The organism is Sphingomonas endophytica (genome assembly GCF_001476895.1).
In the GTDB taxonomy this organism is placed as follows: Bacteria; Pseudomonadota; Alphaproteobacteria; order Sphingomonadales; family Sphingomonadaceae; genus Sphingomonas; species Sphingomonas endophytica_A.
Window position 1 is genome coordinate 1 of sequence record NZ_LDTB01000057.1, and the last position, 26,335, is coordinate 26,335.

General features: G+C 69.1%; 29 protein-coding genes and 1 other RNA gene. 17 read left to right on the forward strand and 13 right to left on the reverse strand.

Going from position 1 to position 26,335, the window contains the following annotated elements; genetic code table 11:
* Positions 1-96: 96 nt before the first annotated feature.
* Entirely contained in the window at positions 97-753 is a 657-nt protein-coding gene (locus NS334_RS13070; RefSeq protein WP_058756401.1) for an alpha/beta hydrolase, read from the reverse strand.
* Between the two features lie 72 nt (positions 754-825).
* Between NS334_RS13070 and NS334_RS13075 the strand changes: the two genes are divergently transcribed.
* From NS334_RS13075 to NS334_RS13105, 8 genes are all read left to right on the forward strand, one after another.
* Positions 826-1,890, forward strand: coding sequence for a cysteine desulfurase family protein (locus NS334_RS13075; RefSeq protein ID WP_058756402.1), 1,065 nt, complete (start codon positions 826-828; stop codon positions 1,888-1,890).
* A complete protein-coding gene (locus NS334_RS13080; protein ID WP_058756403.1) occupies positions 1,887-2,978 on the forward strand; it encodes a cysteine desulfurase family protein in 1,092 nt (363 codons plus the stop codon). Before NS334_RS13075 ends, NS334_RS13080 begins: the two co-directional genes overlap by 4 nt.
* Positions 2,975-3,262, forward strand: a complete 288-nt coding sequence (locus NS334_RS13085; protein ID WP_058756404.1) for a 2Fe-2S iron-sulfur cluster-binding protein — start codon at positions 2,975-2,977, stop codon at positions 3,260-3,262. The genes NS334_RS13080 and NS334_RS13085 overlap by 4 nt, the downstream gene beginning before the upstream one ends.
* 69 nt (positions 3,263-3,331) lie before the next feature.
* A complete protein-coding gene (locus NS334_RS13090; protein WP_058756405.1) occupies positions 3,332-3,664 on the forward strand; it encodes a hypothetical protein in 333 nt (110 codons plus the stop codon).
* A gap of 41 nt (positions 3,665-3,705) precedes the next feature.
* Positions 3,706-3,803, forward strand: an RNA gene (gene ffs / locus NS334_RS17760) — signal recognition particle sRNA small type.
* A gap of 249 nt (positions 3,804-4,052) precedes the next feature.
* The gene (locus tag NS334_RS13095; protein WP_058756406.1) at positions 4,053-5,696 is read left to right on the forward strand and encodes a DNA polymerase III subunit gamma/tau; all 1,644 of its coding nucleotides are present in this window, start codon (positions 4,053-4,055) and stop codon (positions 5,694-5,696) included.
* A 12-nt stretch (positions 5,697-5,708) separates the two neighbouring features.
* Entirely contained in the window at positions 5,709-6,032 is a 324-nt protein-coding gene (locus NS334_RS13100) for a YbaB/EbfC family nucleoid-associated protein (RefSeq protein ID WP_058756407.1), read from the forward strand.
* A 70-nt stretch (positions 6,033-6,102) separates the two neighbouring features.
* A complete protein-coding gene (locus tag NS334_RS13105) occupies positions 6,103-6,348 on the forward strand; it encodes a hypothetical protein (protein ID WP_058756408.1) in 246 nt (81 codons plus the stop codon).
* Between the two features lie 2 nt (positions 6,349-6,350).
* Here NS334_RS13105 and NS334_RS13110 read toward each other — a convergent pair whose 3' ends face one another.
* From NS334_RS13110 to NS334_RS13125, 4 genes are all read right to left on the reverse strand, one after another.
* Positions 6,351-7,988, reverse strand: coding sequence for a DNA methyltransferase (locus NS334_RS13110; RefSeq protein ID WP_058756409.1), 1,638 nt, complete (start codon positions 7,986-7,988; stop codon positions 6,351-6,353).
* Between the two features lie 159 nt (positions 7,989-8,147).
* Complete coding sequence (locus tag NS334_RS13115; RefSeq protein WP_058756410.1) at positions 8,148-10,322, reverse strand: sodium-translocating pyrophosphatase; 2,175 nt, start codon at positions 10,320-10,322, stop codon at positions 8,148-8,150.
* A 79-nt stretch (positions 10,323-10,401) separates the two neighbouring features.
* Positions 10,402-11,280 (reverse strand): thiamine-phosphate kinase, encoded by an 879-nt coding sequence (gene thiL, locus NS334_RS13120; RefSeq protein WP_058756411.1) that lies wholly within the window; start codon positions 11,278-11,280, stop codon positions 10,402-10,404.
* 276 nt (positions 11,281-11,556) lie between these two features.
* Entirely contained in the window at positions 11,557-12,618 is a 1,062-nt protein-coding gene (locus NS334_RS13125) for a DUF2332 domain-containing protein (protein WP_058756412.1), read from the reverse strand.
* Positions 12,619-12,662: 44 nt separating this feature from the next.
* Between NS334_RS13125 and hisG the strand changes: the two genes are divergently transcribed.
* A complete protein-coding gene (gene hisG / locus NS334_RS13130) occupies positions 12,663-13,313 on the forward strand; it encodes an ATP phosphoribosyltransferase (protein ID WP_058756413.1) in 651 nt (216 codons plus the stop codon).
* Positions 13,310-14,605, forward strand: a complete 1,296-nt coding sequence (gene hisD, locus NS334_RS13135) for a histidinol dehydrogenase (protein WP_058756414.1) — start codon at positions 13,310-13,312, stop codon at positions 14,603-14,605. The genes hisG and hisD overlap by 4 nt, the downstream gene beginning before the upstream one ends.
* A gap of 170 nt (positions 14,606-14,775) precedes the next feature.
* On the opposite strand, the gene NS334_RS13140 is transcribed toward hisD, so the two are convergent.
* Positions 14,776-15,291 (reverse strand): ferritin-like domain-containing protein, encoded by a 516-nt coding sequence (locus tag NS334_RS13140; protein WP_058756415.1) that lies wholly within the window; start codon positions 15,289-15,291, stop codon positions 14,776-14,778.
* 135 nt (positions 15,292-15,426) lie between these two features.
* On the opposite strand from NS334_RS13140, the gene nusB reads away from it, so the two are divergent.
* Both nusB and NS334_RS13150 read left to right on the forward strand, forming a co-directional pair.
* Complete coding sequence (nusB, locus tag NS334_RS13145) at positions 15,427-15,885, forward strand: transcription antitermination factor NusB (RefSeq protein WP_058756416.1); 459 nt, start codon at positions 15,427-15,429, stop codon at positions 15,883-15,885.
* 1 nt (position 15,886) lies between these two features.
* Positions 15,887-16,066, forward strand: a complete 180-nt coding sequence (locus NS334_RS13150; protein ID WP_058756417.1) for a DUF4169 family protein — start codon at positions 15,887-15,889, stop codon at positions 16,064-16,066.
* Here the strand turns inward: NS334_RS13150 and NS334_RS13155 are convergent.
* Positions 16,053-16,958, reverse strand: coding sequence for a pirin family protein (locus NS334_RS13155; protein ID WP_058756427.1), 906 nt, complete (start codon positions 16,956-16,958; stop codon positions 16,053-16,055). The genes NS334_RS13150 and NS334_RS13155 overlap by 14 nt on opposite strands.
* Before the next feature lie 218 nt (positions 16,959-17,176).
* On the opposite strand from NS334_RS13155, the gene NS334_RS13160 reads away from it, so the two are divergent.
* Positions 17,177-17,536: a hypothetical protein gene (locus NS334_RS13160; RefSeq protein WP_058756418.1), complete on the forward strand. Its 360-nt coding sequence runs from the start codon at positions 17,177-17,179 to the stop codon at positions 17,534-17,536.
* 3 nt (positions 17,537-17,539) lie between these two features.
* Here NS334_RS13160 and NS334_RS13165 read toward each other — a convergent pair whose 3' ends face one another.
* The 5 genes from NS334_RS13165 to NS334_RS19295 are packed head-to-tail and all read right to left on the reverse strand — an operon-like array spanning position 17,540 to position 22,598.
* Positions 17,540-18,232, reverse strand: a complete 693-nt coding sequence (locus NS334_RS13165) for a TIGR02117 family protein (RefSeq protein WP_241491946.1) — start codon at positions 18,230-18,232, stop codon at positions 17,540-17,542.
* On the reverse strand, positions 18,210-19,154 hold the full coding sequence (locus NS334_RS13170) for a 50S ribosomal protein L11 methyltransferase (RefSeq protein WP_058756420.1): 945 nt from the start codon (positions 19,152-19,154) through the stop codon (positions 18,210-18,212). The genes NS334_RS13165 and NS334_RS13170 overlap by 23 nt, the downstream gene beginning before the upstream one ends.
* Positions 19,144-19,842: an SDR family NAD(P)-dependent oxidoreductase gene (locus NS334_RS13175; protein WP_058756421.1), complete on the reverse strand. Its 699-nt coding sequence runs from the start codon at positions 19,840-19,842 to the stop codon at positions 19,144-19,146. The genes NS334_RS13170 and NS334_RS13175 overlap by 11 nt, the downstream gene beginning before the upstream one ends.
* A 28-nt stretch (positions 19,843-19,870) precedes the next feature.
* Positions 19,871-21,220, reverse strand: a complete 1,350-nt coding sequence (locus tag NS334_RS13180) for a methyl-accepting chemotaxis protein (RefSeq protein WP_058756422.1) — start codon at positions 21,218-21,220, stop codon at positions 19,871-19,873.
* Between the two features lie 22 nt (positions 21,221-21,242).
* Positions 21,243-22,598 carry a methyl-accepting chemotaxis protein gene (locus NS334_RS19295; RefSeq protein WP_275044689.1) on the reverse strand — a complete coding sequence of 452 codons (1,356 nt, stop codon included), beginning with the start codon at positions 22,596-22,598 and terminating at the stop codon, positions 21,243-21,245.
* A gap of 160 nt (positions 22,599-22,758) precedes the next feature.
* Between NS334_RS19295 and sdhC the strand changes: the two genes are divergently transcribed.
* The 4 genes from sdhC to NS334_RS13205 all read left to right on the forward strand — a co-directional run bounded on the left by sdhC (position 22,759) and on the right by NS334_RS13205 (position 26,011).
* Positions 22,759-23,184 carry a succinate dehydrogenase, cytochrome b556 subunit gene (gene sdhC / locus NS334_RS13190; protein ID WP_058756423.1) on the forward strand — a complete coding sequence of 142 codons (426 nt, stop codon included), beginning with the start codon at positions 22,759-22,761 and terminating at the stop codon, positions 23,182-23,184.
* Positions 23,184-23,561, forward strand: coding sequence for a succinate dehydrogenase, hydrophobic membrane anchor protein (gene sdhD / locus NS334_RS13195; protein WP_058756424.1), 378 nt, complete (start codon positions 23,184-23,186; stop codon positions 23,559-23,561). The genes sdhC and sdhD overlap by 1 nt, the downstream gene beginning before the upstream one ends.
* Positions 23,561-25,366 (forward strand): succinate dehydrogenase flavoprotein subunit, encoded by a 1,806-nt coding sequence (gene sdhA, locus NS334_RS13200; RefSeq protein ID WP_058756425.1) that lies wholly within the window; start codon positions 23,561-23,563, stop codon positions 25,364-25,366. Before sdhD ends, sdhA begins: the two co-directional genes overlap by 1 nt.
* 75 nt (positions 25,367-25,441) lie before the next feature.
* Positions 25,442-26,011: a ClpP family protease gene (locus NS334_RS13205; RefSeq protein WP_058756426.1), complete on the forward strand. Its 570-nt coding sequence runs from the start codon at positions 25,442-25,444 to the stop codon at positions 26,009-26,011.
* 4 nt (positions 26,012-26,015) lie between these two features.
* Here the strand turns inward: NS334_RS13205 and NS334_RS13210 are convergent.
* On the reverse strand, positions 26,016-26,335 hold a 320-nt coding region (locus tag NS334_RS13210), incomplete at its 5' end, for a J domain-containing protein (protein ID WP_153002742.1).

Here is a 26,335-nt window from a genome sequence, read left to right on the forward strand (position 1 = left end):
CGCGGGCAAAGCCCGCGTCGTCGGTCGGCGCTTTGCGCCGCCCGCCGGTGAGCCGCGGAAGGCGGGCGCAGACGGCCGCCTGCGCTTCCGCGCGACTCACTTGATCGGCGAGTTCGGATCCAGCCGCATGTCGAGGTAATTGTCGACCGACTTCATCAGGTCGGGCATTTCGTGCTCGAAGAAGTGGTTGGCGCGCGGGATCACGTCGTGGTGGATCGTGATGTGCTTTTGCGTGCGCAGCTTGTCGACCAGCTTCTGCGAAGCGAGCGGGGTGGCGACCTCGTCCTCGGCGCCCTGGATGATGATGCCCGACGACGGACACGGGGCCAGGAACGAGAAGTCGTAGAGGTTGGCGGGCGGCGCGATCGAGATGAAGCCTCGGATCTCCGGGCGGCGCATCAGGAGCTGCATCCCGATCCACGCGCCGAACGAGAAGCCGGCGATCCAGGTCGTCTGCGCCTCCGGGTGGAAGCTCTGCACCCAGTCGAGCGCGGCGGCGGCGTCGGACAGTTCGCCGATGCCGTTGTCGAACGTGCCCTGGCTCTTGCCCACACCACGGAAGTTGAAGCGCAGCGTGGCGAAACCACGCCGCTGGAACGTCTTGTAGAGTTCCTGCACGATCTTGTTGTTCATCGTGCCGCCCGCATTGGGATGCGGGTGGAGGATCATCGCGACGGGCGCGCGCGGACGGGGGGCGGGGGCGAAGCGGCCCTCGATACGGCCTTCGGGTCCGGGAAAGATGACTTCGGGCATGGCGACCTTGAGTTTGGGGCGTCGGGCGTTGGGGCCGAGCGGAAACGGCGTATATAGAGCGCGCCGCCGATAATGGAATGTGTCTTGACCGAGCCGCTGTACCTCGACCACGCCGCCACGACTCCGATGACCCCCGCCGCCGTCGCGGCGGTGCGCGAGGGGATGGCGATATGGGCCAATCCGTCCTCGCCGCACGCCGCCGGACGCGCGGCGCGCGCGGCGCTGGAGGCGGCGCGCGGGCGGATCGCGGCGGCATACGGCTGGCGGCATGAGGTGTTGCTGACCAGCGGGGCGAGCGAGTCGCTGGCGATCGCGCTGGGGCGGTCGGTGGCGGCGCGGCGGATCGTGTCGGCGGTCGAGCATGACGCGGTGCTGCGCGCGGCGGGACAGGCCGGGGTGCTGCCGGTCGATGCACTGGGGCGGGTCGATCCGGGCGCGCTGGGCGATGTGGCCGGGGCACTGGTGGCGGTGCAATGGTGCAACAGCGAGACGGGGGTGATCCAGCCGATCGCCGCCATCGCCGAGGCGGTGCACGCGGGCGGCGGGCAGTTGCTGGCCGATGCGGCGCAGATGCCGGCGGGCGATGTGCTGGCGGAGCATGCCGATTTCGTGGCGGTGTCGGCGCACAAGCGCGGCGGGCCGCCGGGGACGGGGGCGCTGCTGGTGCGCGATGTGGCGCTGCTGCATCCGAGCGGGGGGCAGGAGCGCGGCTATCGGCCGGGGACCGAGAACTTGCCCGGTGTGCTGGGCTATGCGGCGGCGCTGGGCGAGGCGGAGCCGGATCACTCGGCACGGCGCGCGCGGCTGGACGACGCGATCCGGCGGTCGGGGGGCGAGGTGGTTGCCGATGCAGCAGAGCGGCATCCGGCGATCGGGGCGTATCGGATGCCGGGCGTCGCGTCGGCGGCGCAATTGATCCGGTTCGATCTGGCCGGCATCGCGGTGTCGGCGGGGAGCGCGTGCGCGAGCGGGAGCCTGAAGCCCAGCCATGTGCTGCGCGCGATGGGGTGGAGCGAGGAGGCGTCGCGCGAGGTGGTGCGGGTCAGCTTCGGGCGGACGACCTGCGACGATGACGTCGAGCGCTTCATCGCGGCGTGGCGGGGAGTGATGCGGGCGACCGGACGGTTCGCGGCGTGACGTATCTCGATTATCAGGCGACGACGCCGCTCGCGCCGGAGGCGTTCGATGCGATGCTGCCGTGGTTGCGCGACCAGCACGCCAATCCGCATTCGCCACACCGCGCCGGGCGCGCGGCCAGGGCGGCGGTGGAGGTGGCGCGCGCGCAGGTCGCCGCGCTGATGCCGCCGGGAGGCCGGGTGGTGTTCACCAGCGGCGCGACCGAGGCGCTGAACTGGGCGATCAAGGGGATCGACAGGAGCGGGGGCGGCGCGATCGTCACGCAGGCGACCGAACATGCCGCCGTGCTGGATACGGTGGCGGCGAGCGGGAGGGCGAGCGTCGTGCTGCCGGTCGATCGTGCCGGGCGCGTCGACCCGGGGGCGGTGGCGGAGGCGGTGCGCGAGAGCGGCGCGCGCCTGGTCGCGGTGATGCTGGTCAATAACGAGATCGGGACGATCCAGCCGGTCGCCGCGATCGCGGCGGGGGTGAGGCCGCTCGGTGCGCTGCTGCTCTGCGATGCGGTGCAGGGCTATGGGCGGGTGGCGGTCCCGGACGGATGCGATCTGGTCGCGATCTCCGCGCACAAGATCCACGGACCCAAGGGGATCGGCGCCTTGTGGATCCGCGACGGGGTGAGGCTGGCGCCGCTGCTGCACGGTGGCGATCAGGAAGGCGGGCGCTCGGGAACGCTCAGCCCGGCGCTGTGCGCGGGATTCGGCGCGGCGGCGGCGCTGGCGCGCGCGCGGTTCGACGCCGATGCGGCGGGGGTCGCGCGGCTGTTCGCCCTCGCGCGCGACCGGCTGTCGGGGTGGACGCTGAACGGCGATGCGGACGGTCGCTGGCCGGGCAATCTGAGCGTGCGGCGCGACGGGCTGGATGTCGCGCGGTTGATGAGCGACGTGCGCGACGTCGCCTTTTCGGCGGGATCGGCGTGCGCGAGCGGATCGGGGCGGACCAGCCATGTGCTGCGCGCGATCGGGTTGAGCGATGCGGAGGCGCGCTCGACGATCCGTATCGGGTTCGGGCGCTATACGACCGAGAAGGAACTGGTGGCGGCGCTCGACCGGCTGGTGGCGGCAGCGGACGCGCAGCGGGTGCCGGCATGAGGGTGATGATCGACGGACGCGAATGGGCGGCGACGGCGGGGGAGCGGTTGCTGGACGTCGCCCGGCGCAACGGCCTTGCGCTGGAGGGGACGTGCAACGGCGATCTGGCGTGCGCGACCTGCCATGTGATCGTTGCCGCCGACTGGTTCGACCGCCTGACGCCCGCGCGCGAGGAAGAGGAGGACATGCTCGATCTGGTCGCCGATGCGCGGCGCACCAGCCGGCTGGCGTGCCAGATCGTGCTGACCCCCGCGCTCGACAAGCTTTCTGTCAGCTTACCATAGGGTTCAGGGTCGGTGCAGCGCCGCCGGAGCACCTTGCGCACAGGGCAGGGGATTTCGGGAGTAGAGCGTATGAAACTGATGACCTTGAGCTTCGCGGGCCTGATGGCGGCGACGACGCTGGTGCCGAGCGCGGCGATGGCGCATCCGGGGCACGGCCCCGGGCCGCGCCACCATTGGGACGACCGGCGCGGCTGGGACGACCGCCGGGGCTGGGACGACCGACGCGGCTGGCGCGACGATCGCGGCTGGCGGGGCGACCGGGGCTGGCGCGGGGATCGCGGTTGGCGGGACAATCGCTATGCGTGGAACGGCTATCGCGGTCGACCGCGCGCGCGCACCGTCTGCCAGTGGGTGGACGGCTATTACGGACCGCAGCGGCAGTGCTTCCGCGTCCGTCGCTAAGCTGACGGCTTGATCCGTCCGCCCGACTCCGCCATAGGGCGCGTGGGAGTCGGGCGGACGTGGTCGTCGCCAACCTGGTCAGGTCCTGACGGAAGCAGCCACAACGATTTCGCCGCGGGTCGTTCCGGCTCCCACCGCGCCGCGCGCAGGCGACCATGCTGGTCGCCAGACGCGCAAGCGCGGCCGGCGGGGCAGGGCCCCGACCGACGACGCGGCGTTGCCGCGGCGGGCTTTCTTTATCCGACACATTGTTGTCGTCGTTCGTGGCCACCCGCTCGCGACACGGTGCAGACATGGGCCCCTGCCTTCGCAGGGGCGACGGTTCGCCGTCAGACGGCGCGTCACAAGCCTTCGACAAGCCGTGCCCCGCCGCCTATATCCGCCCGCGATGTCCGACTCCCTCGACCTCGGTGCGCCGCCGCAACCGGCGGCCAGCGCGCAGCCTTATCGCGTGCTGGCGCGCAAATATCGCCCGCAGACCTTCGAGGCGCTGATCGGGCAGGACGCGATGGTCCAGACGCTGGGCAATGCGATCAAGCGCGACCGGATCGCGCACGCCTTCCTGCTGACGGGCGTGCGCGGCGTGGGGAAGACCTCCACGGCGCGGCTGATCGCCAAGGCGCTGAACTGTATCGCTCCGGACGGGCAGGGCGGGCCGACGATCGCGCCATGCGGGGTGTGCGAGCCGTGCCGCGCGATCGCGGAAGGGCGTCATATCGACGTGATCGAGATGGACGCCGCCAGCCATACCGGCATCGACGACGTGCGCGAGATCATCGAGGCATCGCGCTATGCCGCCGTGTCGGCACGCTACAAGATCTATATCATCGATGAAGTCCACATGCTGTCGAAGGCGGCGTTCAACGGGCTTTTGAAGACGCTGGAGGAACCGCCGGCGCATGTGAAATTCCTGTTCGCCACGACCGAGGTGAACAAGGTGCCGGTGACGGTGCTGTCGCGGTGCCAGCGGTTCGATCTGCGGCGCATCCCGGCGCAACTGCTGACCGAGCACTTCGCGCGGGTCGTCGCGGCGGAGGGCGCCGAGGCGGACGCGGAGGCGCTGGCGCTGATCGCGCGCGCGGCGGAGGGGTCGGCGCGCGACGGCTTGTCGATCCTCGATCAGGCGATCGCCCATGCCGATCTGGAAGGCGGCGGCGTGCGCGCCGACGCGGTGCGCGAGATGCTGGGCCTGTCGGATCGCAATGCCGTGCGCGACCTGCTGGCGCTGGTGCTGGCGGCCGATGCGCCGGGGGCGCTGACGGCCTTGCGGCGGCAATATGATCTGGGAGTCGACCCGCTGGGCGTGATGCGCGCGCTGCTGGAGGCGGTGCACGGCGTGACGCAGGTGAAGGTCGGCGCGCCCGACGATCCGTCGCAGCCGGTCGAGGAGCGCGCGGCCTATCGCGACTGGGCGGGCAAGCTGTCGTTCCCGGCGCTGCACCGGCTGTGGCAATTGTTCCTGAAGGGGCACGAGGAGGTGGCGCGCGCCGCGTTGCCGATCGAGACCGCCGAAATGGCGATCCTGCGCGCGATCCATGCCTCTACCCTGCCCGATCCGGGCGAACTGGCGCGGCGGATCGCGGGGGGCGAGGTGCCGGTCGCGGCGGCCGCCCCCGCGCTGGCGGCGCCTGCCGCCGCGCCGCCGGAGCCGGAGAACCGGCTGCCGCGCGATTTCGCGGGCGTGCTGGCGTTGCTGGACGAGCGCGGCAAGCTGGACCTGCTGGTCCGGATGCGGCGCGGGGCGAGCGTGGTACGATTCGACGCGCCGGAGATCGTGCTGAGCGGGACGCGGCCGCTGTCCACCGACACGCTGACCGAGCTGGCGGCGGTGCTGCGCGAAGCGACGGGCACGCCGTGGAAGATCGCGATGGCCGACGCCCCGGGGGCGCCGACGATGTACGAGGCCGAACAGGACGTGGTGCAGGCGCGGCATGACGCGGCGCGCGCGCATCCGGTGGTCGCCGCCGCCTTCGACGCCTTTCCGGGCGCGGAACTGATCGACCCGAAACCCGCTCAACGAAGCATCACCTGAACGGAGCACGATATGAAGGACCTCAACGACATTCTGGCGATGGCCCAGAACGTCCAGAACGAATTGCAGAAGGCACAGGACAGCCTGGACACGATCGAGGTCGAGGGCGTCGCGGGCGGCGGGCTGGTGAAGATCAAGGCGTCGGCCAAGGGGCGGATCATCAGCGTCGCGCTGGACGATTCGCTGATCGTCCCTTCCGAGAAGCAGATGCTGGAAGACCTGATCGCCGCCGCCATCAACGATGCCCGCGCCAAGGCGGATGCGGCGTCGTCGACCGAGATGTCGAAGATGACCAGCGGCCTGCCGCTGCCGCCGGGGTTCAAGCTGCCGTTCTAAGCCCTTACGGTAACGGAACATTGCTGACGCTGTCGCATTCATGGCTCCACCACGACGAAGGGAGAGAGCCATGAGTGACGATCGCGTGACGCAGACCCCGCATACCACGATCATCGAACGGCGCGGCGGTGGCGGCGGCGGGGTGCTGATCGGACTGGCGGTGCTGATCGTGCTGGCGGTCGCGGCCTATTTTCTGGTCGTGCGCAACGACAGCGAAACCGCCAAGAACAACGCCATCACCTCGGCGGCGAAGAGCGTCGAAAGCACCGCGGACAAGGCCGGCTCCGCGATCGACGGCGCGACCGACGGCAAATAGGCTTATAGCAGCGACCCCTGCCGCGCGCCGTTCTCACGCGGTGCGCGGCGGAATGCCGCCGAGGGGTCGATGTACGGCAGGTCGGGGCGGCGACCGGCGAACAACTCGGCCAGCGTGATGATCTGGAGACGCGGATAGCTCTTGCCCGTGGCGGGCGCGGTGAAGCGGCCCGCAGCGGCGGCTTCCTTTTCCATCGGCTTGGTCGGCAGCGCCTTGGTGACGAAGACGGCGGCGGTCGCCTTCTCGCGCACCATCGCGGAATGCAGGTCGCGGATCATCGGCACGCCGACGTGATCGCCGCCCTTCACCGACACCAGCGCGCGTTCGGTGCGGCGGCCATCGGGCTTGAAATACAGGATGCCGTCGATCCCGCCATCGGCGCCCTTCTTTCGCCCGCCGTAGGGCATGGCGTCGACCATCGACACCGCCCACCATTGGAACTGGTATTTGTCGCGCCGGGCGAGATCCTCGGCCGAGGCGAGATCCTTGGGCGTGCCCTCGACGGTGAAGGCGACGCCGGGGAAGGCGGCCTGCATCCGCTTTTCGATCAATGAAATGGCGAGATGGGTGACGTCGATGCCGATCCACTGCCGGTGCAGCTTCTGCGCGGCGTGGACGGCGGTGCCGCAGCCGCAGAACGGGTCGAGCACGACATCGCCTTCGTTCGATGAGGCGGCGATGATCCGTTCGAGCAGCGCGAGCGGTTTCTGGGTGGGGTAGCCGAGGCGTTCCTTCGCCGTCTGATTCAGCCGATCAATGTCGCTCCACACATCACCGACAGTTACGCGGCGATTCAGCGGATCGAAGGGATCCTCGGCTCTTCGTCGGGGAAAGCCGCCGTTGGCGGGAAAGTGTATCAGATTGCCGGCGGCCCATTCTTCGAGCTGGGACAGACTGTATCCCCAATGTCTTCCCATTTTACCGGGATCGAAGCCTCGCCACGGCGTTCCACTCTCCCCACTCTGCGTAATTCCGGCCCCGGTCAGTTCAAATGTATTGTACTTGCGGCCGTCTGGCCCGGTGATGAGCGTATGCGGCACCTTTGTGACGTCACCTGGGGTTACTTGCTGATGGAACGTCGCGCCGGTTGTTTCGGCATAATGCAGGATCACATCATGTAATCTCGGCCACTTACCAGCGGTGCTGCGCGAGTTGGTTCGTCGCCAGATTATCTCGGCTTGGTATGTGTTGGCCCCGAACACCCCGTCCAGCAGCAGCTTCAGGTAATGGCTCGCGGTCGGATCGCAGTGCAGGTACAGGCTGCCGGTCGGCTTCAGGACGCGGTGGAGTTCCACCAGCCGCACCGCCATCATCGCCAGATAGGCCATCATGTCGTTGTCGCCCAGGAAACCGCGCATCGCGTTCAGCAGGTCGAACGCCTTGGTATGGCCGCTGCGCGCGACCTGGTCGAAGGCGTCCTCGGCCCGATCGTTCCAGTGCCAAGTGTCCTCGAAAGCCTCGATCTGCGCATCGGCGCGGTCGCCGGTCGGGGAGCGGAAGAGGATGTTGTAATTGGCGTTCGAGTTGAACGGCGGGTCGAGATAGATCAGGTCGACCGTGCCGTCACCGATCTCGCGGCGAAGCACGTCGAGGTTGTCGCCATAATAGAGGTGATTGGCGGGGCGGTTCGCGGTGGACATGCGCGCGAGTGGAGCGGGTGATGGCGAGGGTGTCGCGTCCGTCTGGCGTCACGCCGGATGCTTCGCCGCCAGATCGCGTCGGAATGGAGCCGTTGAGGCTTGCATTTGTCGCCGTCGTCGCCCCGGCGCAAGCCGGGGCGACGACGGGCGGGGCGGCGGTCAGCCGTGCCCCGCCAGCGCCGCCAACAGCAGCAGCGCGACGATGTTGGTGATCTTGATCATCGGGTTCACCGCGGGACCGGCGGTGTCCTTGTAGGGATCGCCGACCGTATCGCCGGTGACGGCGGCCTTGTGCGCCTCCGAACCCTTGCCGCCGTGGTTGCCGTCCTCGATGTATTTCTTGGCATTGTCCCATGCGCCGCCGCCGCTGGTCATCGACAGCGCGACGAACAGGCCGGAGACGATCACGCCCAGCAGCATCGCGCCCAGCGCCGCAAAACCGCTCGCCTGACCGTCGACGGCCGTGACGATGTAGTAGAGCGCGATCGGCGACAGCACCGGCAGCAGCGACGGCACGATCATCTCGCGGATCGCGGCGCGGGTGACGAGATCGACGGTACGGCCGTAATTGGGGCGGCTGGTGCCCTGCATGATGCCGGGATTGTCGCGGAACTGCCCGCGCACCTCCTCGACCACCGCGCCCGCCGCGCGCCCCACGGCGGTCATTCCGAAGGCGCCGAACAGATACGGCAGCAAGGCGCCGAGCAGCAGCCCGACGATGACGTATGGGTTGCTCAGCGAGAAATCGACGGTGAGGTCGGGGAAATAGGTCGCCAGATCGGTGGTGTACGCGCCGAACAGCACCAGCGCCGCCAGCCCGGCCGAGCCGATCGCATAGCCTTTCGTCACCGCCTTGGTGGTGTTGCCGACCGCATCGAGCGCGTCGGTGCGCTCGCGGACCTCATCCTCCAGCCCGGCCATCTCCGCGATGCCCCCGGCGTTGTCGGTGACCGGACCATAGGCATCCAACGCGACGACCATCCCCGCCAGCGCCAGCATCGCGGTCGCGCCGAACGCGATGCCGATGATCCCGGCCAGCTTGTAGGCGGCGATCACCGCGATCACGATCACGATCGTGGGCAGCGCGGTCGCCTCCAGGCTGATTGCGAGGCCCTGGATCACGTTGGTCCCGTGGCCGGTCTCGCTGGCGCGGGCGATCGACTTGACCGGGCGATAGTTGGTGCCGGTGTAATATTCGGTGATCCACACGATCAGCCCGGTGACGGCCAGCCCGATCATCATGCACCAGAACAGGTCGGTGCCGGTAAAGGCCATCGCCGCCGGGGTGGCCGTGTCGGTCGCACCGGTGGTGATCGCGTCGAACGCCGCGTCGCGATCGGCGTCTAGGAATGCCGCGCCGCCGAGCAGCTTGTGCATGTCGCCCAGCGTCCATTGCGTCACTACCCAGATCGCGGGTACCGACAGCAGCGCGGAGGTCCAGAACCCCTTGTACAGCGCGCCCATGATCGAGCCGCCGCGCCCAAGCCGGACCATGTACGTCCCGATGATCGAGGTGATGATGCACACGCCGCCGATGGCGAGCGGCAGGCTCATCAACCGCATCAGCTCGCCCGCGTCGGCGCGGATCAGCAGCGCGATCGACACCATCGTCACGCCCAGCGTCACGACATAGGTTTCGAAGAGATCGGCGGCCATGCCCGCGCAGTCGCCGACGTTATCGCCGACGTTGTCGGCGATCACCGCCGGGTTGCGGGGATCGTCCTCGGGGATGCCCGCCTCGACCTTGCCGACCAGATCGGCGCCGACGTCCGCCGCCTTGGTGAAGATGCCGCCGCCCAGCCGCGCGAAGATCGAGATCAGCGACGCGCCGAACGCGAGCGCGGTCAACGCCTCGACGATCTTGCGATCGTTGGGAAGAAGGCCCGCCGGGCCGGTCAGATACCAGAAGAACAGCGCGATCGCGAGCAGCCCGAGCCCCGCGACCAGCATCCCCGTCACCGCGCCGGAGCGGAACGCCATCGTCAACCCGCCCTGCAACGATCCGCGCGCCGCCTCGGCGGTCCGGACGTTGGCGCGCACCGAAATGTTCATGCCGACGAACCCCGCCAGCCCCGACAGCAGCGCGCCGATGACGAAGCCGATCGTCGACAGCAGGCCGAGCGTCACCGCCAGCACGATCGTGACGACCGCGCCGACGATCGCGATCGTGGTATATTGCCGCCCGAGATAGGCGCGCGCGCCCTCCTGAATGGCGCTGGCGATATCCTGCATCCGTTCATTGCCCGGCGACGCGGACAGCACCTGCCGACTGGTGACGAAGCCATAGAGTACGGCGATCACGCCGCAGACGATGGCAAGGTAGACGATCGTCATGCCTCACATCCCTCCTGTTGGCGCGTCCGGTCTGTCGCCGGTACGTCGCGCGGGGAATGGAGGCTAACAGGTGTGCGGGTCAGCGCAAGCCGTGCTGATATCCGAGATGATCGGGAAGTGGAATCAATCGTTTATCCTGCGTCAGCGTCAGGCCGCGCCCAGGAGAAAACGTGCCGAGGCGAGCGGCGGGAACCGGGAGCGCAAGGTCGGGGGCGGCGGCGAAGAGCAATTCGTAATCGTCGCCCGCCGTGGCGGCCTTCAGCGGATCGATGACGCCGGGGGCGAGCGGGACGGCGTCGAGGTCGATCGCGACGGCTAGATCGCTGGCGGCGGCCATCCGCGCGGCGTCGATCAGCAGGCCGTCCGACACGTCCATCATCGCATGGACGAGCGGGGCGAGCGCGCGGCCTTCGGCGAGGCGCGGAGTGGGGCGGCGGTAGCGGGCGAGCAGCCGGGCGTCGCCATGGCCGGCGAGCGCGATGACGAGCCCGGCGCCCGCATCGCCGATCGTGCCGGTGACGTAGAGCGCGTCGCCAGCCTTCGCGCCGGATCGCGGCGGGGCGGCGGCGTCGCGACCGAAGGCGGTGACGGTCAGGACACGCGGCGCGCCCGGCGGGAGCGTCACGGTGTCGCCGCCGATCAGCGGGCAGTCATGAACGGCGAGAACGTCGGCGAGTCCGGCGAGGAAGGCGCGGTCGTAGCCGGTGTCGCCGAGCGGGTAGTTGAGGAGAATGCCCTCGACCAGCGCACCCTTGGCGGCGAGGTCCGACAGGTTGGTCGCGACCAGCTTCCACGCCACGTCGCCGGGCGGGTCGGTGGCGAGGAAGTGGACGTCTTCGACCAGCGTGTCGGTGGTCACGACAAGGCCGCCGAGGGTGGCGGTGTCGTCGGTCAGGCCGTGCGCGCCCGGGTGGAGCGGGAGCGAGCGGAGATGGGTGAGGAAGTCGGTTTCGGTCATGGCGCAGCCACTATCGTCATCCCAGCGCAGGCGAGACCTCGCCCCGGATATGGCGTCACCCCGGACGTGTCCCGGGGGCCACGGGGTCGCGAACGCGACGGCTTGAGCGCATCCGGCACCGTGGATGCCGGAACACCTCCGGCATGACGGGTGGGTTTTCGCAGAGCCGTCGCGAAGGCGGGGATCCCGAAGCGAAGCCGTATCGATTGTGCCGATGAACCTGCGTGTCTGGATTCCCGCCTTCGCGGGAATGACGCGGTGGGTGCGGCCGCGTACTTACTCATATGCGCCACGACGCATCACATAGTCGCGGATCTCGTAGGGTTCGGGCAATCCCTCCACCCACGCTCCATGGGCGTGGGTCAGCGCCACCAGCCGCATCGCTGCGTCCGACGGCCAGCATCGCACCCGCACCTCATGCCGGTGGAGGTCGCGGTTCGGCTCCATCATCACCCACGCCAGCGGGCGGTCGGAGGTGGCGCGTGCTCCGGCCGTGGCCATCGCCGCGCGGATGCGGTCACGCGACGCGGCGGGGAGGTATTGCCACACCACCGAATGCATCAGCACGCGCGTGCGTCCGGCCTCCTGCGGCTCGGCCAGCCGTGCCTCGACCCAGTCGGCGGCGTCGCCCTGAACCAGATCGACGCCGTGGGTGCGGACCATGTCGATCGCGGTCGCCAGCCGTTCCTGTCGCTCGGCGGCGTCGATCCAGACATAGCCCGCCAGCCGCTCTGCCTGCGCGGGATCGTTAACGTCGACCGGGGCGATGTCGACGCCGCCTGCGCGCTCCACCGAGACGTCAGCGGGCGGAGGCGGGGGGCCGCGCCATTCGGGTGCAATCATCAGGGGCGAGTCGTCCGCGCCCACCCGCACTCCGCCCAGATCGAAGCGCATCCGGCCGATCAGCAGGTTCAGCCCGGCACTCGACCCGATCTCCAGCACCTCGACGTCCGGGCCGAAGGCCGTGGCGACGTGGAGCAGCCCGGTCATCAGCCCCGCCGAGCGCTGTGCCTCGTTGGTCTGCGGCGGGCCATCGAGCCACGGCAGCAACGCGTCGTCATGCGCCGACAGGATCGCGGCCAGTTCCGTATCGGACGCCGTGAACGGATCGGCCGCCCCGCGCCGCGCCAAGGCGTGCAGCCCGCCGACGATGCGCAGGACCGTCGCATCCGCGACCGGCTCGCCCGGCCAGTCGAGCAGCCGCGCGCCGACCGCCGTCTCGCGGCTCAGCACCCGACCCAGCGCGCGGCACAGACGCGCGGTCAGCGGCGATGCCATCGCATCGCAATATTCCGCCTGCACCTCGAAAGCGGCGCGGTTGGTGGACTCGTCGGCCATGCAGCCTCATTGCGCCGCTCGCGGTGCCTCCGTAAAGCCGCCGCATGTCCGAACCGATCGTCATCGCCGTTCCCAAGGGGCGCATCCTGGAAGAAGCGCTGCCGCTGCTGGCGCGTGCCGGTGTCGTGCCCGAACCCGCCTTCGGCGACGAGAAGAGCCGCGCGCTGCGCTTCCGCACCGACCGCGAGGGGATCGAGCTGATCCGCGTCCGTGCCTTCGACGTCGCGACCTTCGTCGCGCATGGCGCGGCGCAGCTGGGGATCGTCGGGTCCGACGTGCTGGCGGAATTCGACTATGCCGAACTGTACGCGCCAGTCGATCTGAACATCGGCCATTGCCGCCTGTCGGTCGCCGAGCCGGTCGACATGGCGGCGGGCGACGATCCGCGCGGGTGGAGCCACGTGCGCGTCGCGACCAAATATCCGCACGTCACCGCGCAGCATTTCGCGCGGCGCGGCGTGCAGGCGGAGTGCATCAAGCTGAACGGCGCGATGGAACTGGCACCGACGCTGGGCCTCGCCAGCCGGATCGTCGATCTGGTGTCGTCGGGGCGGACGCTGAAGGAAAACGGGCTGGTCGAGGTGGAGCGGTTGATGGACGTGTCGGCGCGGCTGATCGTCAATCGCGCGGCGATGAAGACGCGCGCGCATGTCTTCCCGCTGGTCGAGGCGTTTCGCGCGGCGGTGGCGGCATGATCCGGCTCGACACGCGTGACGGCGATTTCGCGAGCCGTTTCGACACGTTGGTCGATGCGCGGCGCGAGGCGGCGAGCGATGTCGCGCGCGACGTGGCGACGATCGTGCGCGCGGTGCGCGACGACGGCGATGCGGCGCTGCACGCCTTCACGCAGAAGCTGGACCGTCACGACCTGAACGACAGCGGCTGGCGGATCGACGCGGCGGCGTGCGCGGCGGCGTTCGAGGGGCTGGAGCCGGAATTGCGCGCCGCGCTGGAACTCGCGGCGTCGCGCATCCGCGTCTATCATGAGAAGCAGCGGCCCGAGGATACGAGCTTCACCGACGCGGCGGGCGTCCGGCTGGGCGCGCGGTGGCGCGCGGTGGATGCGGCGGGGGTCTATGTGCCCGGCGGGCGCGCCGCCTACCCCTCGACGTTGCTGATGAACGCGATCCCGGCGCGGGTGGCGGGGGTCGAGCGGCTGGTGGTGGTGACGCCGACGCCGAATGGCGAGGTCAATCCGCTGGTGCTGGCCGCCGCGCATCTGGTCGGCGCGGACGAGGTATGGCGCGTCGGGGGCGCGCAGGCGATCGCGGCGCTGGCCTACGGCACCGAGCGGATCGCGCGCGTCGATGTCGTGACCGGGCCGGGCAACGCCTGGGTCGCGGAGGCGAAGCGGCAGGTGTACGGCGTCGTCGGGATCGACATGGTGGCGGGGCCGAGCGAGATCGTCGTCGTCGCCGACGGCGCGAACGATCCCGAATGGATCGCCGCCGACCTGTTGAGCCAGGCCGAGCATGACACGACCACGCAGTCGATCCTGTTCACGGACGATTCCGCGTTCGGCGACCGGGTTGCCGAGGCCGTCGAGCGGCAGTTGCAGGCGCTGCCGACGCAGCCGGTGGCGCGCGTGGCGTGGGAGGACAATGGTGCGATCGTGATCGTGCCGTCGTTGGTCGATGCGATCCCGCTGGTCGACCGGCTGGCGCCCGAGCATGTCGAGCTGGCGTGCGACGATCCGCAGGCGCTGTTCGACCGGCTGCGCCATGCCGGCTCGGCGTTCCTGGGGCGGCACACGCCCGAGGCGATCGGCGATTATGTCGCGGGGCCGAACCACGTCCTGCCGACCGGGCGGCGCGCGCGCTTCGCCAGCGGGCTGGGCGTGACCGATTTCATGAAGCGGACCAGTTTCCTGCAACTCGACGAAACCGCGCTGAACGAACTTGGGCCGGCGACGATCGCGCTGGCGAAGGCCGAGGGGTTGCCGGCACACGCGCAGTCGGTGTCGCTGAGGATACGGACGAACCGGTAGGGGGGGGACGCGTCGCCCTGCGCAGGCAGGAGGCACTCGTCTGGAATTGGGTCTGACACAATTTGACAGGCTGGAGTGTCAGTCGGGCCGACCGAATATACAGCGATAGGCCCTGCCTGCGCAGGGGCGACGGTGAAATGGGGCGGCGCGGGTCGGCCGCCCCAGCCCGTTCAGGCGCTTGCCAGTTCGGCCTTCCTGTTGGCCTTCTTCTCGGCCAGCGTCGTCAGCTTGTCGTCGGTGGCCTTTTCCTCATCGAGCGTGGCCTGCAACAGCGAGACGACCTCGGTGTGGCCAAGCTGCTTCGCCCAGGCGATCAGCGTGCCGTAGCGGGTGATCTCATAATGTTCGACCGCCTGCGCCGAGGCGATCAGCGCGGCGTCGAGCACCGCCTTGTCCGCGACCTCGCCCGCGACTTCATTGGCTTCCTTGATGATGCCGTCGATCGCGGGGCAGGTGACGGCCTTCGGCTTCTGGTCCAGTGCCTCGAACACCTGTTCCAGCCGCGCGATCTGCCCCTCGGTTTCGCGCAGGTGCGTCTCGAAGCCTTTCCTCAGCTCCGGCGCGGTCGCCTTGTCGATCATCTTCGGCAGCGCCTTGGTGATCTGATTTTCCGCATAATAGATGTCCTGCAACTGGTGCAGGAACAGGTCGTCCAGCGTTTCGATATCCTTGGTGAACAGGCCCATGTTCCGTCTCCTCGGTGAAACCACCCGACCCGAACGAGACGGGCGGGCGGAGCGTTGCGAGAAAAGTGGCTGATCGAGGTCAGTCGCGCGCCAGGGGGTGACGAACGCGCGACAAGCGATTATGGCGCGCGGCTTATGTCCCGCACCGCTGCTCGTACCAAGGCCCGCGCCGCCGCGCGCCTCGCCGCCGTCCAGGCGCTCTATCAGCATGAGATGGAGGGCACCGCGATTCCGGCGCTGCTCCACGAATTCCACCAGCATCGGCTGGGCGCGACGATCGAGGAAGTCGAATATGCCGACGCCGACGTCGCGTTCTTCGACGATGTGGTGAAGGGCGTGTCGGCCCGCCGCGCGGAGATCGACGCGCTGGTCGAGGCGCGGCTGACCGCCGGCTGGTCGCTGGAGCGGCTGGACAAGCCGATGAAGGCGATCCTGCGCGCCGGCACCTATGAACTGCTGGCGCGTGCCGACGTGCCGGTGGGCGCGGCGATCAGCTCCTATGTCGATGTCGCGCACGCTTTCTATCAGAAGCGCGAGGCGGGGTTCGTCAACGGTTTGCTGGATGCGATCGGCAAGCAGGTACGGATCGACTGAGATGGGCGACGTCGTCTCGCTGAAGCGCGCGCGCAAGGCCAAGGCGCGCACCGATCACGAGGCGCAGGCCGCCGCCAACCGCGTCGCCTTCGGCCGGACCAAGGCCGAGAAGGCCGCCGACGCGCGGGAGCAGACGCGGCGGGAGGCGACGCTGGACGGCGCGAAGCTCACGGATAGCTGACGGTCTTCGGCACCTCGGGGAGCGGGATCCGCTCCTCCGCGTCGCCGGGGACCGCGCCGAACTCGCCCGCCTTCCACGCGCGCTTCGCCTCGCGGATCGCGTCGCGCGACGAGTGGACGAAGTTCCACCACACGTGGCGCGGGGTCGCGAAGGCCGCGCCGCCGGCCAGCATCGCGCGCGCGCCGCGCTGGGAATGCAACGTCGCCGCAGTGCCGGGACGCAGCACGTACAGGCGCTGCGGCTCCAGCGTCAGGCCGTCGAGCGTCGCGTCGCCGCTGGCGAGGTAGATCGCGCGCTCGTCGGTGCTGTCGTCGATCGGCGCCGATCCGCCGGGCGCGAGCTGGATATCGGCATAGATCGTCTCGGCATAGGCGGTGACGGGCGAGGACGCGCCCCACAGCTTGCCCATGATGATCCGCGCCGTGGCGCCGCGCGTCTCGACGATCGGCATGTCGCCGACCGCGACATGTTCGAAGGCGGCGGCGCGATCCTCTTGACCGTCGGGCAGCGCCAGCCAGGTCTGGATGCCGTCGAGACGCGGGCCGTCGGCGCGGACGTCGGCGGGCGACCGCTCCGAGTGGACGATGCCCGCTCCGGCCGTCATCAGGTTCACCGCGCCCGGCGTGATCCGCACGTCGGTGCCGAGCGAATCGCGGTGCTGGAACGCGCCTTCGAACAGATAGGTGACGGTCGACAGGCCGATATGCGGATGCGGGCGGACGTCGACGCCGTCACCGGCGGGCAGGTGCGCCGGCCCCATCTGATCGAAGAACAAGAACGGACCGACCATCGTCCGCTCCCGATGCGGCAACGTGCGATAGACCTTGAAACCGCCGAGATCGTGCGTCGCGGGTTCCAGCGTCTGGAGGATCAGGTCTTCGCGGGTCGACATCATGGCCCTCCGTAAGCGTTTCCCGGGGCCTAGCAGCGATCGACGCAGGACGGAACCGGGGCGTCGCCCGCGCCGCTGGTGGCGTCGCGCGCGGTCGAGTTGCTGGGCCTGCGGCGGGTGCCGGCACCTCGCCAGCCGGCGGCACTGGCGAAGGTATGGACCCGGGTGGTGGGCGAGCGGGCGGGAACGTGCTTCGCGATCGAACCGTTGAGGCGGGCATGACACAGAGAAAGCAGCAGCAGACGCGCAAGCCGGCCTCGGATCACGTTCGGCGCAATACGGCCATTGCGGCGGCCACGGCGGTCGGCGCGGTCGCCGCGGGACTGGGCGCGGCCCTCAGCCTCGGGTGGCTCGACCGGTTCTTCCCGAAGGGCGATGCCGAACATGCCGCCGCCGACTTGGCGGCGGACGCCGGTACCCCCGGCACGACGCGTGCGCCCGACGCCTTCCGGCCCGATCCGACCGCGCCGGTGCCCGCGTCCGAGCGCGAGGGCTTGCGGCCGGCGACGGGGCCGGCACCGACGCTTGTGGCCACGCGCGGCGAGATGGCGAACCAGACCGGTGCGGCAAACGGCTGACGCCTATCGCGGGAACCAGCGCATCACGCCGCCCGCGAACGGCGTCCACCAGCCGACGCGGACGCCGACGCGGGCGAGCGTGTCGCTGGTCCAGTCGTTGCAGGTGTGCAGCGCGTCGTAGCGGCCGATTGCCGGATAGAAAACGTCATAGCGATCATAGCCCGCGATGACCCCGCCCGTGCCACGACTGGCGCGGATCGCGGCCGCCAGACGACGATAGGCGGTGACGCTCAGCGTGACCTCCCGCGCGTCATCGCCGGTCGTCGGGCGGGCGACATGCTCGACGTGGAGCAGGGTGTCGTCGCTGCCCAAAGCGGCGCGCAGCACGGTCGAGGCCCTGACATCGGACCAGGTGGGCGTGCCGAGGTAGAAGTGCCGCTCGCCCCAGCCGACCGCGACATAGGCATGGTCGCCGTACCGCGGATCGCGCAGGTCGCGCGCGGGAAAGTCAGCGCGCCAGTCGATACCGGCCGCCTGCTTGGGCAGAACCAGGCTGGTGTGGACGCCATTGTCCTCCACCCAGATCGTCACGCCCTGCCCCGCAGGTCGCCAGCCGGCGTTGCGCGGGATCAGCGCGAGCGACCAGCCGGCCACCACATAGGCGCCGCCGATCGCCAGCATGACCGCGACGAAGCGGGCGATGCCGGCGAGCAGGCGACGCGGCACCGAGCGGCTAGAGATCGAGGGCCCAGCCATCGCGACCCTTGGGGTCGATCGGCCGGGTCGGCACGTAGCGCGCGTCGCCGGCGGTCAGCCGCAGGATCGACCAGTCGCCGCGCCGATCGACCGCCTCGACGGTGCAGCCGCAGGCGGTGAACGCGGCCTCCACGTCGGCGCGCTGCGTCTCCAGCAGTCCGGCCAGCACGATCGCGGCGCGCGGGGCGGCGATCGCCGCGACTTCCGGTGCCATCGAGATCAGCGGACCGGCGAGGATGTTGGCGATCAGCAGGTCATACGGCGCCTTGGCGGCGATCGCGTCGGACAGCGCGCCATCGGCGACGATCAGGTCGATCGCCTCGACGCCGTTGACCGCCATATTCTCCCGCGTGACGACGATCGCGGCCGGATCGATATCGGTCGCCGTCACGATCGCGACAGGCCAGAGGTGCGCGGCCGCGAAGGCGAGCAGGCCGGTGCCGGTGCCGAGATCGATGACGTTGGCGAAACGCCGGTCGACCAGCCCGTCGAGCATCTTAAGGCAGCCCGACGTCGTGGCATGATGGCCGGTGCCGAACGCCTGACCGGCGTCGATCAGGAACGCGCGGCCGCCGGCCGGGGCGGCGACGGGATGCGCGCTGGTGTGGACGACGAACCGCCCCTCGCTGATCGGCTCCAGTCCCGCCTGGCTCATCGTCACCCAGTCCTGCGCGGTCAGCGGGGTGACGGTCGGCGCGGTGCCGGTGGAACTGGGCACCAGGGCGGTGAGCGCGGCGAGCATCGCGGCATCGGGTTCATGCTCGCAATAGGCATCCAGCCGCCAGTGCTCGCGATCGTCCTCCACCTCCTCGGTGGTCATCAGCACCGCGTCGATCGCGAGATCGTCGGCGGCGTCGATCGCCTCCGCCTCGGCGCGGGTGCAGGGCAGGGTGACGCGCCAGGAATCGATATCAGCGGACATAGCTGGCTCCATTGATGTCGAGGACGGCGCCGGTCATCGAGGCCGGCGCCTCCAGCGCGCAGAAGCGCGCGACGGCGGCGACCTCCTCCGGCTGCGCCACGCGGCCGAGCGGAATGTCGGCCAGCAACCTGTCGCCGCCCCGGCTGGCGAGATAATCGTCGGCCATGCCGGTCATCGTGAAGCCGGGGCAGATCGCGAAGGCGAGGATGTTCTGCGCCGCATAGCCGCGCGCGATCGTCTTGGTCATCGCGACCATCCCGGCCTTCGCGGCGGCATAATGCCAGTGCGCGGGCGAATCGCCGCGATAGGCGGCGCGGCTGGCGATGTTGACCAGCCGGCCGCCGCCATTGCCCTGCCAGTGGCGGACGGCGTGGCGCGACAGCTGCGCCGCGGCGGTCAGGTTGATGCGCAGCGTCCGCTCCCAGCCGGCAAGCCAATCGGCATCGTCGCTGTCGACCGGATTGGCTTCGAACACGCCCGCATTGTTGACGAGCACGTCGATGCGGCCGTCGAGCCGCTCCAGCGCCTCCGCCCAGAGCGTGTCGGGGGCGGCTGGGTCGGCGAAGTCGGCGGCGATCCCGCTGGCGGTGCCCTGTCCGGCCACCGTCACGTCGGGAAGGGCGGAGAGCGAGGCGGCGATCGCCGCGCCGATGCCGCGACTGGCGCCGGTAAGAAGAATGTTCGTCATGCGCGGCGATGTAGCGCCGCCGACGCGACTATGCCACGGCGGCGAAGCTGTCGGCGGCGATTCGCAACGCATCGAAGCGCACGCTGATCGCGTCGAATTCGTCGACCAGCGATGTGATCTCGCCGGTGACATCATCGGTGGCGTGGCGGATCGCGGCGATGGTGTTCGACATCGCGTCGGCGGTCAGCGCGGTCTCATCGACGGCGGCGGTGATCGCGGTCACGGTGCGGGCCTGATCGATCATCGCATCGTCGAGGTTCGCGGTGGACGAACGCAGTTCCGCGACGCCGGCGCGGATCGAGGCGGAGGTATCGACGGTGACGCGGGTGGCGGCCTGGATGGCGGCGATCTTTGCGGCGATGTCGTCGGTGGCGCGGGCGGTCTGGTTGGCGAGGCTCTTCACTTCCTGCGCGACGACGGCGAAGCCGCGCCCGGCGTCACCGGCGCGCGCCGCCTCGATCGTGGCGTTGAGCGCCAGCAGGTTGGTCTGGCCCGCGATGTCGCGGATCAGCCCCAGGATCGATTCGATCGACTTGGCGTGATCGCTGAGCGCCGTGGTGGCGGTCACCGCGCTTTCGGCCAGTTCGGTCGTCGCGCCCAGTCGCGAGGTGTATACCTGCATATCGGCCTGCACGCGCGCGATGGCGTGGATCAGCCCGCCGGCGGTCGAGGCGGCATCGCGCATCGCCAGCGCGGACTGTTCGGCGGCGACGGCGACCTCGTCGGTCCGGTCGAGCATCTCGCGCGCCGATCCCGCCGCGCCACGTGCGCGATCGCGGACCAGGACGCCTCCCGCCGCGATGCTCTCGATCCCGTCGGTGATGCTGGTGCGGAAGGCCGCGATGCGCCCGGCGCGGCGTTCGGCCGCGCGCGCGGCGCCGATACGACCGAGCTGCATGGCCATCAGATCGGATTCCAGCATCGCGATCCGCATCACCATGTCGTAGATGCGGGCCAGTCGCGGCGCGTCGTCGCCGATGGCGGCGGCGACGATCTTCATCAGCGTCGAATAGCCGTGCGACAGCGCGGCGAGCAGCAGCGTCAGCGGCACCTTCGACGCCTGCGCGGCATCGACCTGTCCGACGACCATCGCGTGCCATTTGTCGTCTAGGCCCGTGACGAAGCGCATCCGGCAATATTCGGTGCTGTCGCGGATGCGTCGGCGAACCTGCTCGGGCGGCAGGTCGCGCACCTCGGCAGGAATGCTGGGAAGCGCGCGAAGATAGTCCCAGAAGGCTGTCGCGACACGCTCGAAGCCATTGTCCACGCTCAGGATCTCCGCAATCTCCGCGCAGATCGACAGGCCTGGTCCATCCCAGCCAAAGTCGCGCATCCGCTCCGCCATCGGACGATGATCGTGGTGCAGCAGATCCTTCATATTCCCCCCGATCCGAACTCGATCACGCGGCAACGCGGCTCGCGAACTCTCCCGCGCGCGCATCCAGCGTCCCCAGACGCCCCGCCAGCGAGTCGAATCCGGTGCCGAGCCGGTCGATCTCGGTCGCGACCGTTTCGGTATCGGTGCGGATCGTGGCGATCGTGTGCGACATGGAGTCGGCGGCGAGGGCGGTCTCGTCGACGGCGGCGGTGATCGCGGTCACCGTCTGCGCCTGCGCTTCCATCGCATGCCGGATGCGGGTGGCCGACTCCTGTACCTCGGCGACGGTGTGGCGGATCGAGGCGGAGGTATCGACGGTGACGCGGGTGGCGGCCTGGATGGCGGCGATCTTTGCGGCGATGTCGTCGGTGGCGCGGGCGGTCTGGTTGGCGAGGCTCTTCACTTCCTGCGCGACGACGGCGAAGCCACGTCCGGCGTCACCGGCGCGCGCCGCCTCGATCGTGGCGTTGAGCGCCAGCAGGTTGGTCTGGCCCGCGATGTCGCGGATCAGCCCCAGGATCGATTCGATCGACTTGGCGTGATCGCTGAGCGCGGTCGAGACACTGACCGCGTCGCCGGCCTGCGAGGCGGCGCGGGTGGCGATGTCGGCGGCGACCTCCACCTCGGCGCGGGCGTCCTCGATCGCGCGGATCAGGCCGGCGGCCGTGGAGGCGGCGTCGCGCATCGCGACGGCGGACTGTTCGGCAGCGGCAGCGACCTCGCTGGTCTTGCCCAGCATGCCGCGCGCGGAGGATGAGGCGCCCGACGCCTGCGCGCGCAGGTTATGCCCCTCGCGCGTGGTTTCCTCGACGGTCACGGCGATGCCGTCCTTGAACTCCGCGGCCAGGCGGTCGCGCGCGCCCTGCGCGCTATACTCGCTGTAGACCGAATAGATCGCGACGGTGATCTCGCCCTCCAGCGCCGACAGCCGCATCAGCGTGTCGACCAGCGTGGGCAGACGTGGATCGTCGCGCGGCACCTGCGTCATGAGCACGTCGAGCGCCGCACGGTCGCTCGCGCTGATCATCGACAGGAGCGCCATCGGCGAGACGTCACCGGCATAAGCGGCGGCGACCCCGCGCTCGATCGCCTCGATCCAGCTACGTTCGCGGGTGCGAAGGAAGCGGTTTTCCAGAAAGGCCATGCCAAGGTCCACCATCCGCTCGTTCTCGTGCGCGGCGAATATCGAGGCATTGCCGAAGCAGCGCTTCCAGTGCGTCCAGTATTCCGCCGCGATTCCGCGGGCGTGCTCGCGCAGCACCCCCCAAGCGGCCACGGAGGAGGCGGCCAGCTGACCGTCGAGATCGAACACGGCGAAGCGCGCATTCAGGTCCAGCGAAGCGGCAACCGATCCGATCGGCGGCAGATCGTTAGGCAAAGAAGGTGCTCCCGGCAGGCATTGATCGGTCTGCGTGCTATCGGCGATGTGTTAACATGCGGTTAGGCAGCCCGGCGGTGGATCCGGTCCGCCGCGCTTGCATCGCGCGCCGCATCGCCGCATAGACCGGCCCAAATTCGTTTTCCGAGGAATCCCGCGCTTGGCCTCCAAACCCGCCCGCCCGCGCAGCCCGCATCTGTTCAGCGGCCCGCTGCAACTCCATTATCGCTGGAGTCCGGCGATGACCGTGTCGATCCTGCACCGCGTCACCGGCAGCGGCATGGCGACGGTCGGCACACTGCTGCTGGTCTGGTGGCTGGCCGCGATCGCCGCCGGTCCGGATGCATATGGGGTGTTCCTCGACGTGTTCACCACCTCGACGGGGTCGCTCAACATCCTGGGCTGGATCGTCGGCGTAGGGCTGACCTGGTCGATGTTCCAGCACATGATGAGCGGCATCCGCCACCTGGTGCTGGATACCGGCGCGGCATTCGAGCTGAAGATCAACCGCCTGCTCGCGATCCTGACCTTCGTCGCCTCGACGTTGCTGACGATCGGCTTCTGGCTCATTCTGGGGGTGAAGTGATGGGAACCGAGATCGGTCGGGTCCGCGGGCTGGGCAGCGCCGGGCACGGCGCGCAGCATTGGTGGCATCACAAGCTGACCGCCGGCAGCAACTTCCTGTTGCTCGTCTGGCTGCTGGCGTCGATCGCGATGCTGCCGTCCTATGACCATGCCACGGTCAAGCTGTGGCTGTCCTCGGCATGGGCGGCGGTGCCGATGGTGCTGTTCATCGTCTCGGTCTTTTATCACTTCCGCCTCGGCCTGCAGATCGTGATCGAGGATTACTCGCACAAGGAAAGCCGCTTCGTCCTAACGGTGCTGGCCACCCTGTTCACGGTCGGCACCGCCGGTGTCGCCATCTTCTCGATCCTCAAGGTCGCTTTCGGAGCCACCGCCTGATGTCCGCTGACGCCTACAAGATCATCGACCACACCTATGACGCCGTCGTCGTCGGCGCGGGTGGTTCGGGGCTGCGCGCCACCATGGGGATCGCCGAGAGCGGGTTGAAGACCGCGTGCATCACCAAGGTGTTTCCGACGCGCTCGCACACCGTGGCGGCGCAGGGCGGGATCGCCGCGTCGCTGGGCAACAACTCGCCGGACCATTGGTCGTGGCACATGTTCGACACCGTGAAGGGCTCCGACTGGCTCGGCGACCAGGACGCGATCGAATATATGGTCCGCGAGGCGCCGGCGGCGGTGTACGAGCTGGAGCACGCCGGCGTGCCGTTCAGCCGCAACGACAATGGCACGATCTACCAGCGGCCGTTCGGCGGGCACATGCAGAACATGGGCGAAGGCCCGCCGGTGCAGCGCACCTGCGCCGCCGCCGACCGTACCGGCCACGCGATGCTGCACGCGCTCTACCAGCAGTCGCTGAAGTATGACGCCGACTTCTACGTCGAGTATTTTGCGCTCGACCTGATCATGGAAAACGGCGCGTGCCGTGGCGTGATCGCCTTGTGCATGGAGGATGGCTCGATCCACCGCTTCCGTGCGCATGCGGTCGTGCTGGCGACGGGCGGCGGCGGGCGCGTGTACCAGTCGGCGACGTCGGCGCACACCTGCACCGGCGACGGCAACGGCATGGCGCTGCGGGCGGGCCTCGCCTTGCAGGACATGGAGTTCGTGCAGTTCCATCCGACCGGCATCTACGGCGCGGGCGTGCTGATCACCGAGGGTGCGCGTGGCGAGGGCGGTTACCTCACCAACTCCGAGGGCGAGCGCTTCATGGAGCGCTACGCACCGTCGGCGAAAGACCTTGCGAGCCGCGACGTCGTGGCGCGGTCGATGGCGATGGAAATGCGCGAAGGGCGTGGCGTCGGCAAGGACAAGGACCACATCTTCCTGCACCTCGACCATATCGATCCCAAGGTGCTGCACGAGCGCCTGCCGGGTATCACCGAGACGGGCAAGATCTTCGCGGGCGTCGACCTGACGCGCCAGCCGCTGCCGGTGACGCCGACCGTCCATTACAACATGGGCGGCATCCCGTGTAATTATCACGGCGAGGTCGTGCGGCTGAAGGACGGCGACCCGGATGCGGTCGTCCCCGGCCTGTTCGCGGTCGGCGAGGCGGCGTGCGTGTCGGTCCATGGCGCGAACCGACTCGGCTCCAACTCGCTCATCGATCTGGTGGTGTTCGGTCGCGCGACCGGCCTGCGGCTGAAGGAGACGCTGAAGCCCAACACGCCGCACAATCCGCTGCCCAAGGGCTCGGAAGAGATGGCGCTGGGGCGGCTCGACCACTTCCGCCATGCCGCGGGTGGCACCCCGACCGCGAAGCTGCGCGCCGAGATGCAACGGACGATGCAGCGGCATTGCGCGGTGTTCCGAGACTCGGCGCTGCTGTCCGAAGGCGTCGCGAAGATCGACACCATCTACAAGGGCATGGAAGACGTCGGCGTCGCGGACCGTTCGCTGATCTGGAACACCGATCTGGTCGAGACGATGGAGCTCGACAATCTGATCGGCCAGGCGGTGGTGACGATGAAGAGCGCCGAGAACCGCAAGGAAAGCCGTGGTGCGCACATGCACGAGGATTTCCCCGAGCGCGACGACGCGAACTGGATGAAGCACACGATCACGACGTTCGACGGCTGGGGCGGCAAGGGCGGGGCGACCGCGATCGATTATCGCCCGGTGCATGACTATACGCTCACCGACGACGTCGAGTACATCAAGCCGAAGAAGCGGGTGTATTGATCCGGATGTAAGGATTTCCGTCGCTCCGCCGTGGAGCGACGGAACCGCAGCGGTCGACCGGCGCTTGAGCGCGGCATGACCGATCATAACGCTCCCAATTATCCGCTGCTCGCGGCGCCGCACATCCAGCTTCACGGGACCGTGAACGAGATGATGTATGCGACGTTCAAGGACCAGCTGCTCGCGGCGCCCGGTGGTGGGCCGATCGTGGTGTCGATCACGACCCTGGGCGGGGATCCAGAGATGGCGCGGGCGATGGGTGATTCCATCCGGTTGCTGCGCGAATATACCGGGCGTGAAGCGCTGTTCCTCGGCAAGGTCGCGGTCTATTCGGCGGGGGCGACGTTCATGTCGGCGTTTCCGGTCGACAAGCGGTTTCTGACCCGCAATTCCCGCATCATGATTCACGAGCGGATCATGAATTCCACCGTTCAATTGTCGGGACCGCTCAATACTCTGGCGCCGGTTCTCAAGGCCAAGCTGAACGAGATCGAGGATTCGATCCGCATTCAGGAAGAGGGGTTCGCCGACCTCGTGCGCGGGAGCAAGGTGACGCTGGACGAGCTGAAGCGACGCGCGCCCGACAATTGGTATATCGAGGCGGCCGAAGCGCGCGAACTCGGGCTGGTGCTCGACATCATCTGATCGCTCATGCGAAGGCCGGTGCCTTGCGGAGGTGCTGATAGGCGGCGATGACCTTGCCGAGTGCCGCCTCATGGCTGCGGTCGCCGCCGTTGCGGTCGGGATGATAGCGGCGGACCAGCTCCGAATAACGCTTTCGGAGCGCGGCGCGATCGGCGTCGGGCTTCAACCCCAGCACGTCGAGACTGCGGCGGTCGTCGCCGGACAGTGGCTTGCCGTCATCACGGCCTTTGGCGCGCGCAAACCTCGCGCCGATCGCGTCGAGCGGGTCGGCGAAGTCGGCCCATCGCGGGCCCTGGTCGCCCATGCGCGTGCGCGAAAAGGCGC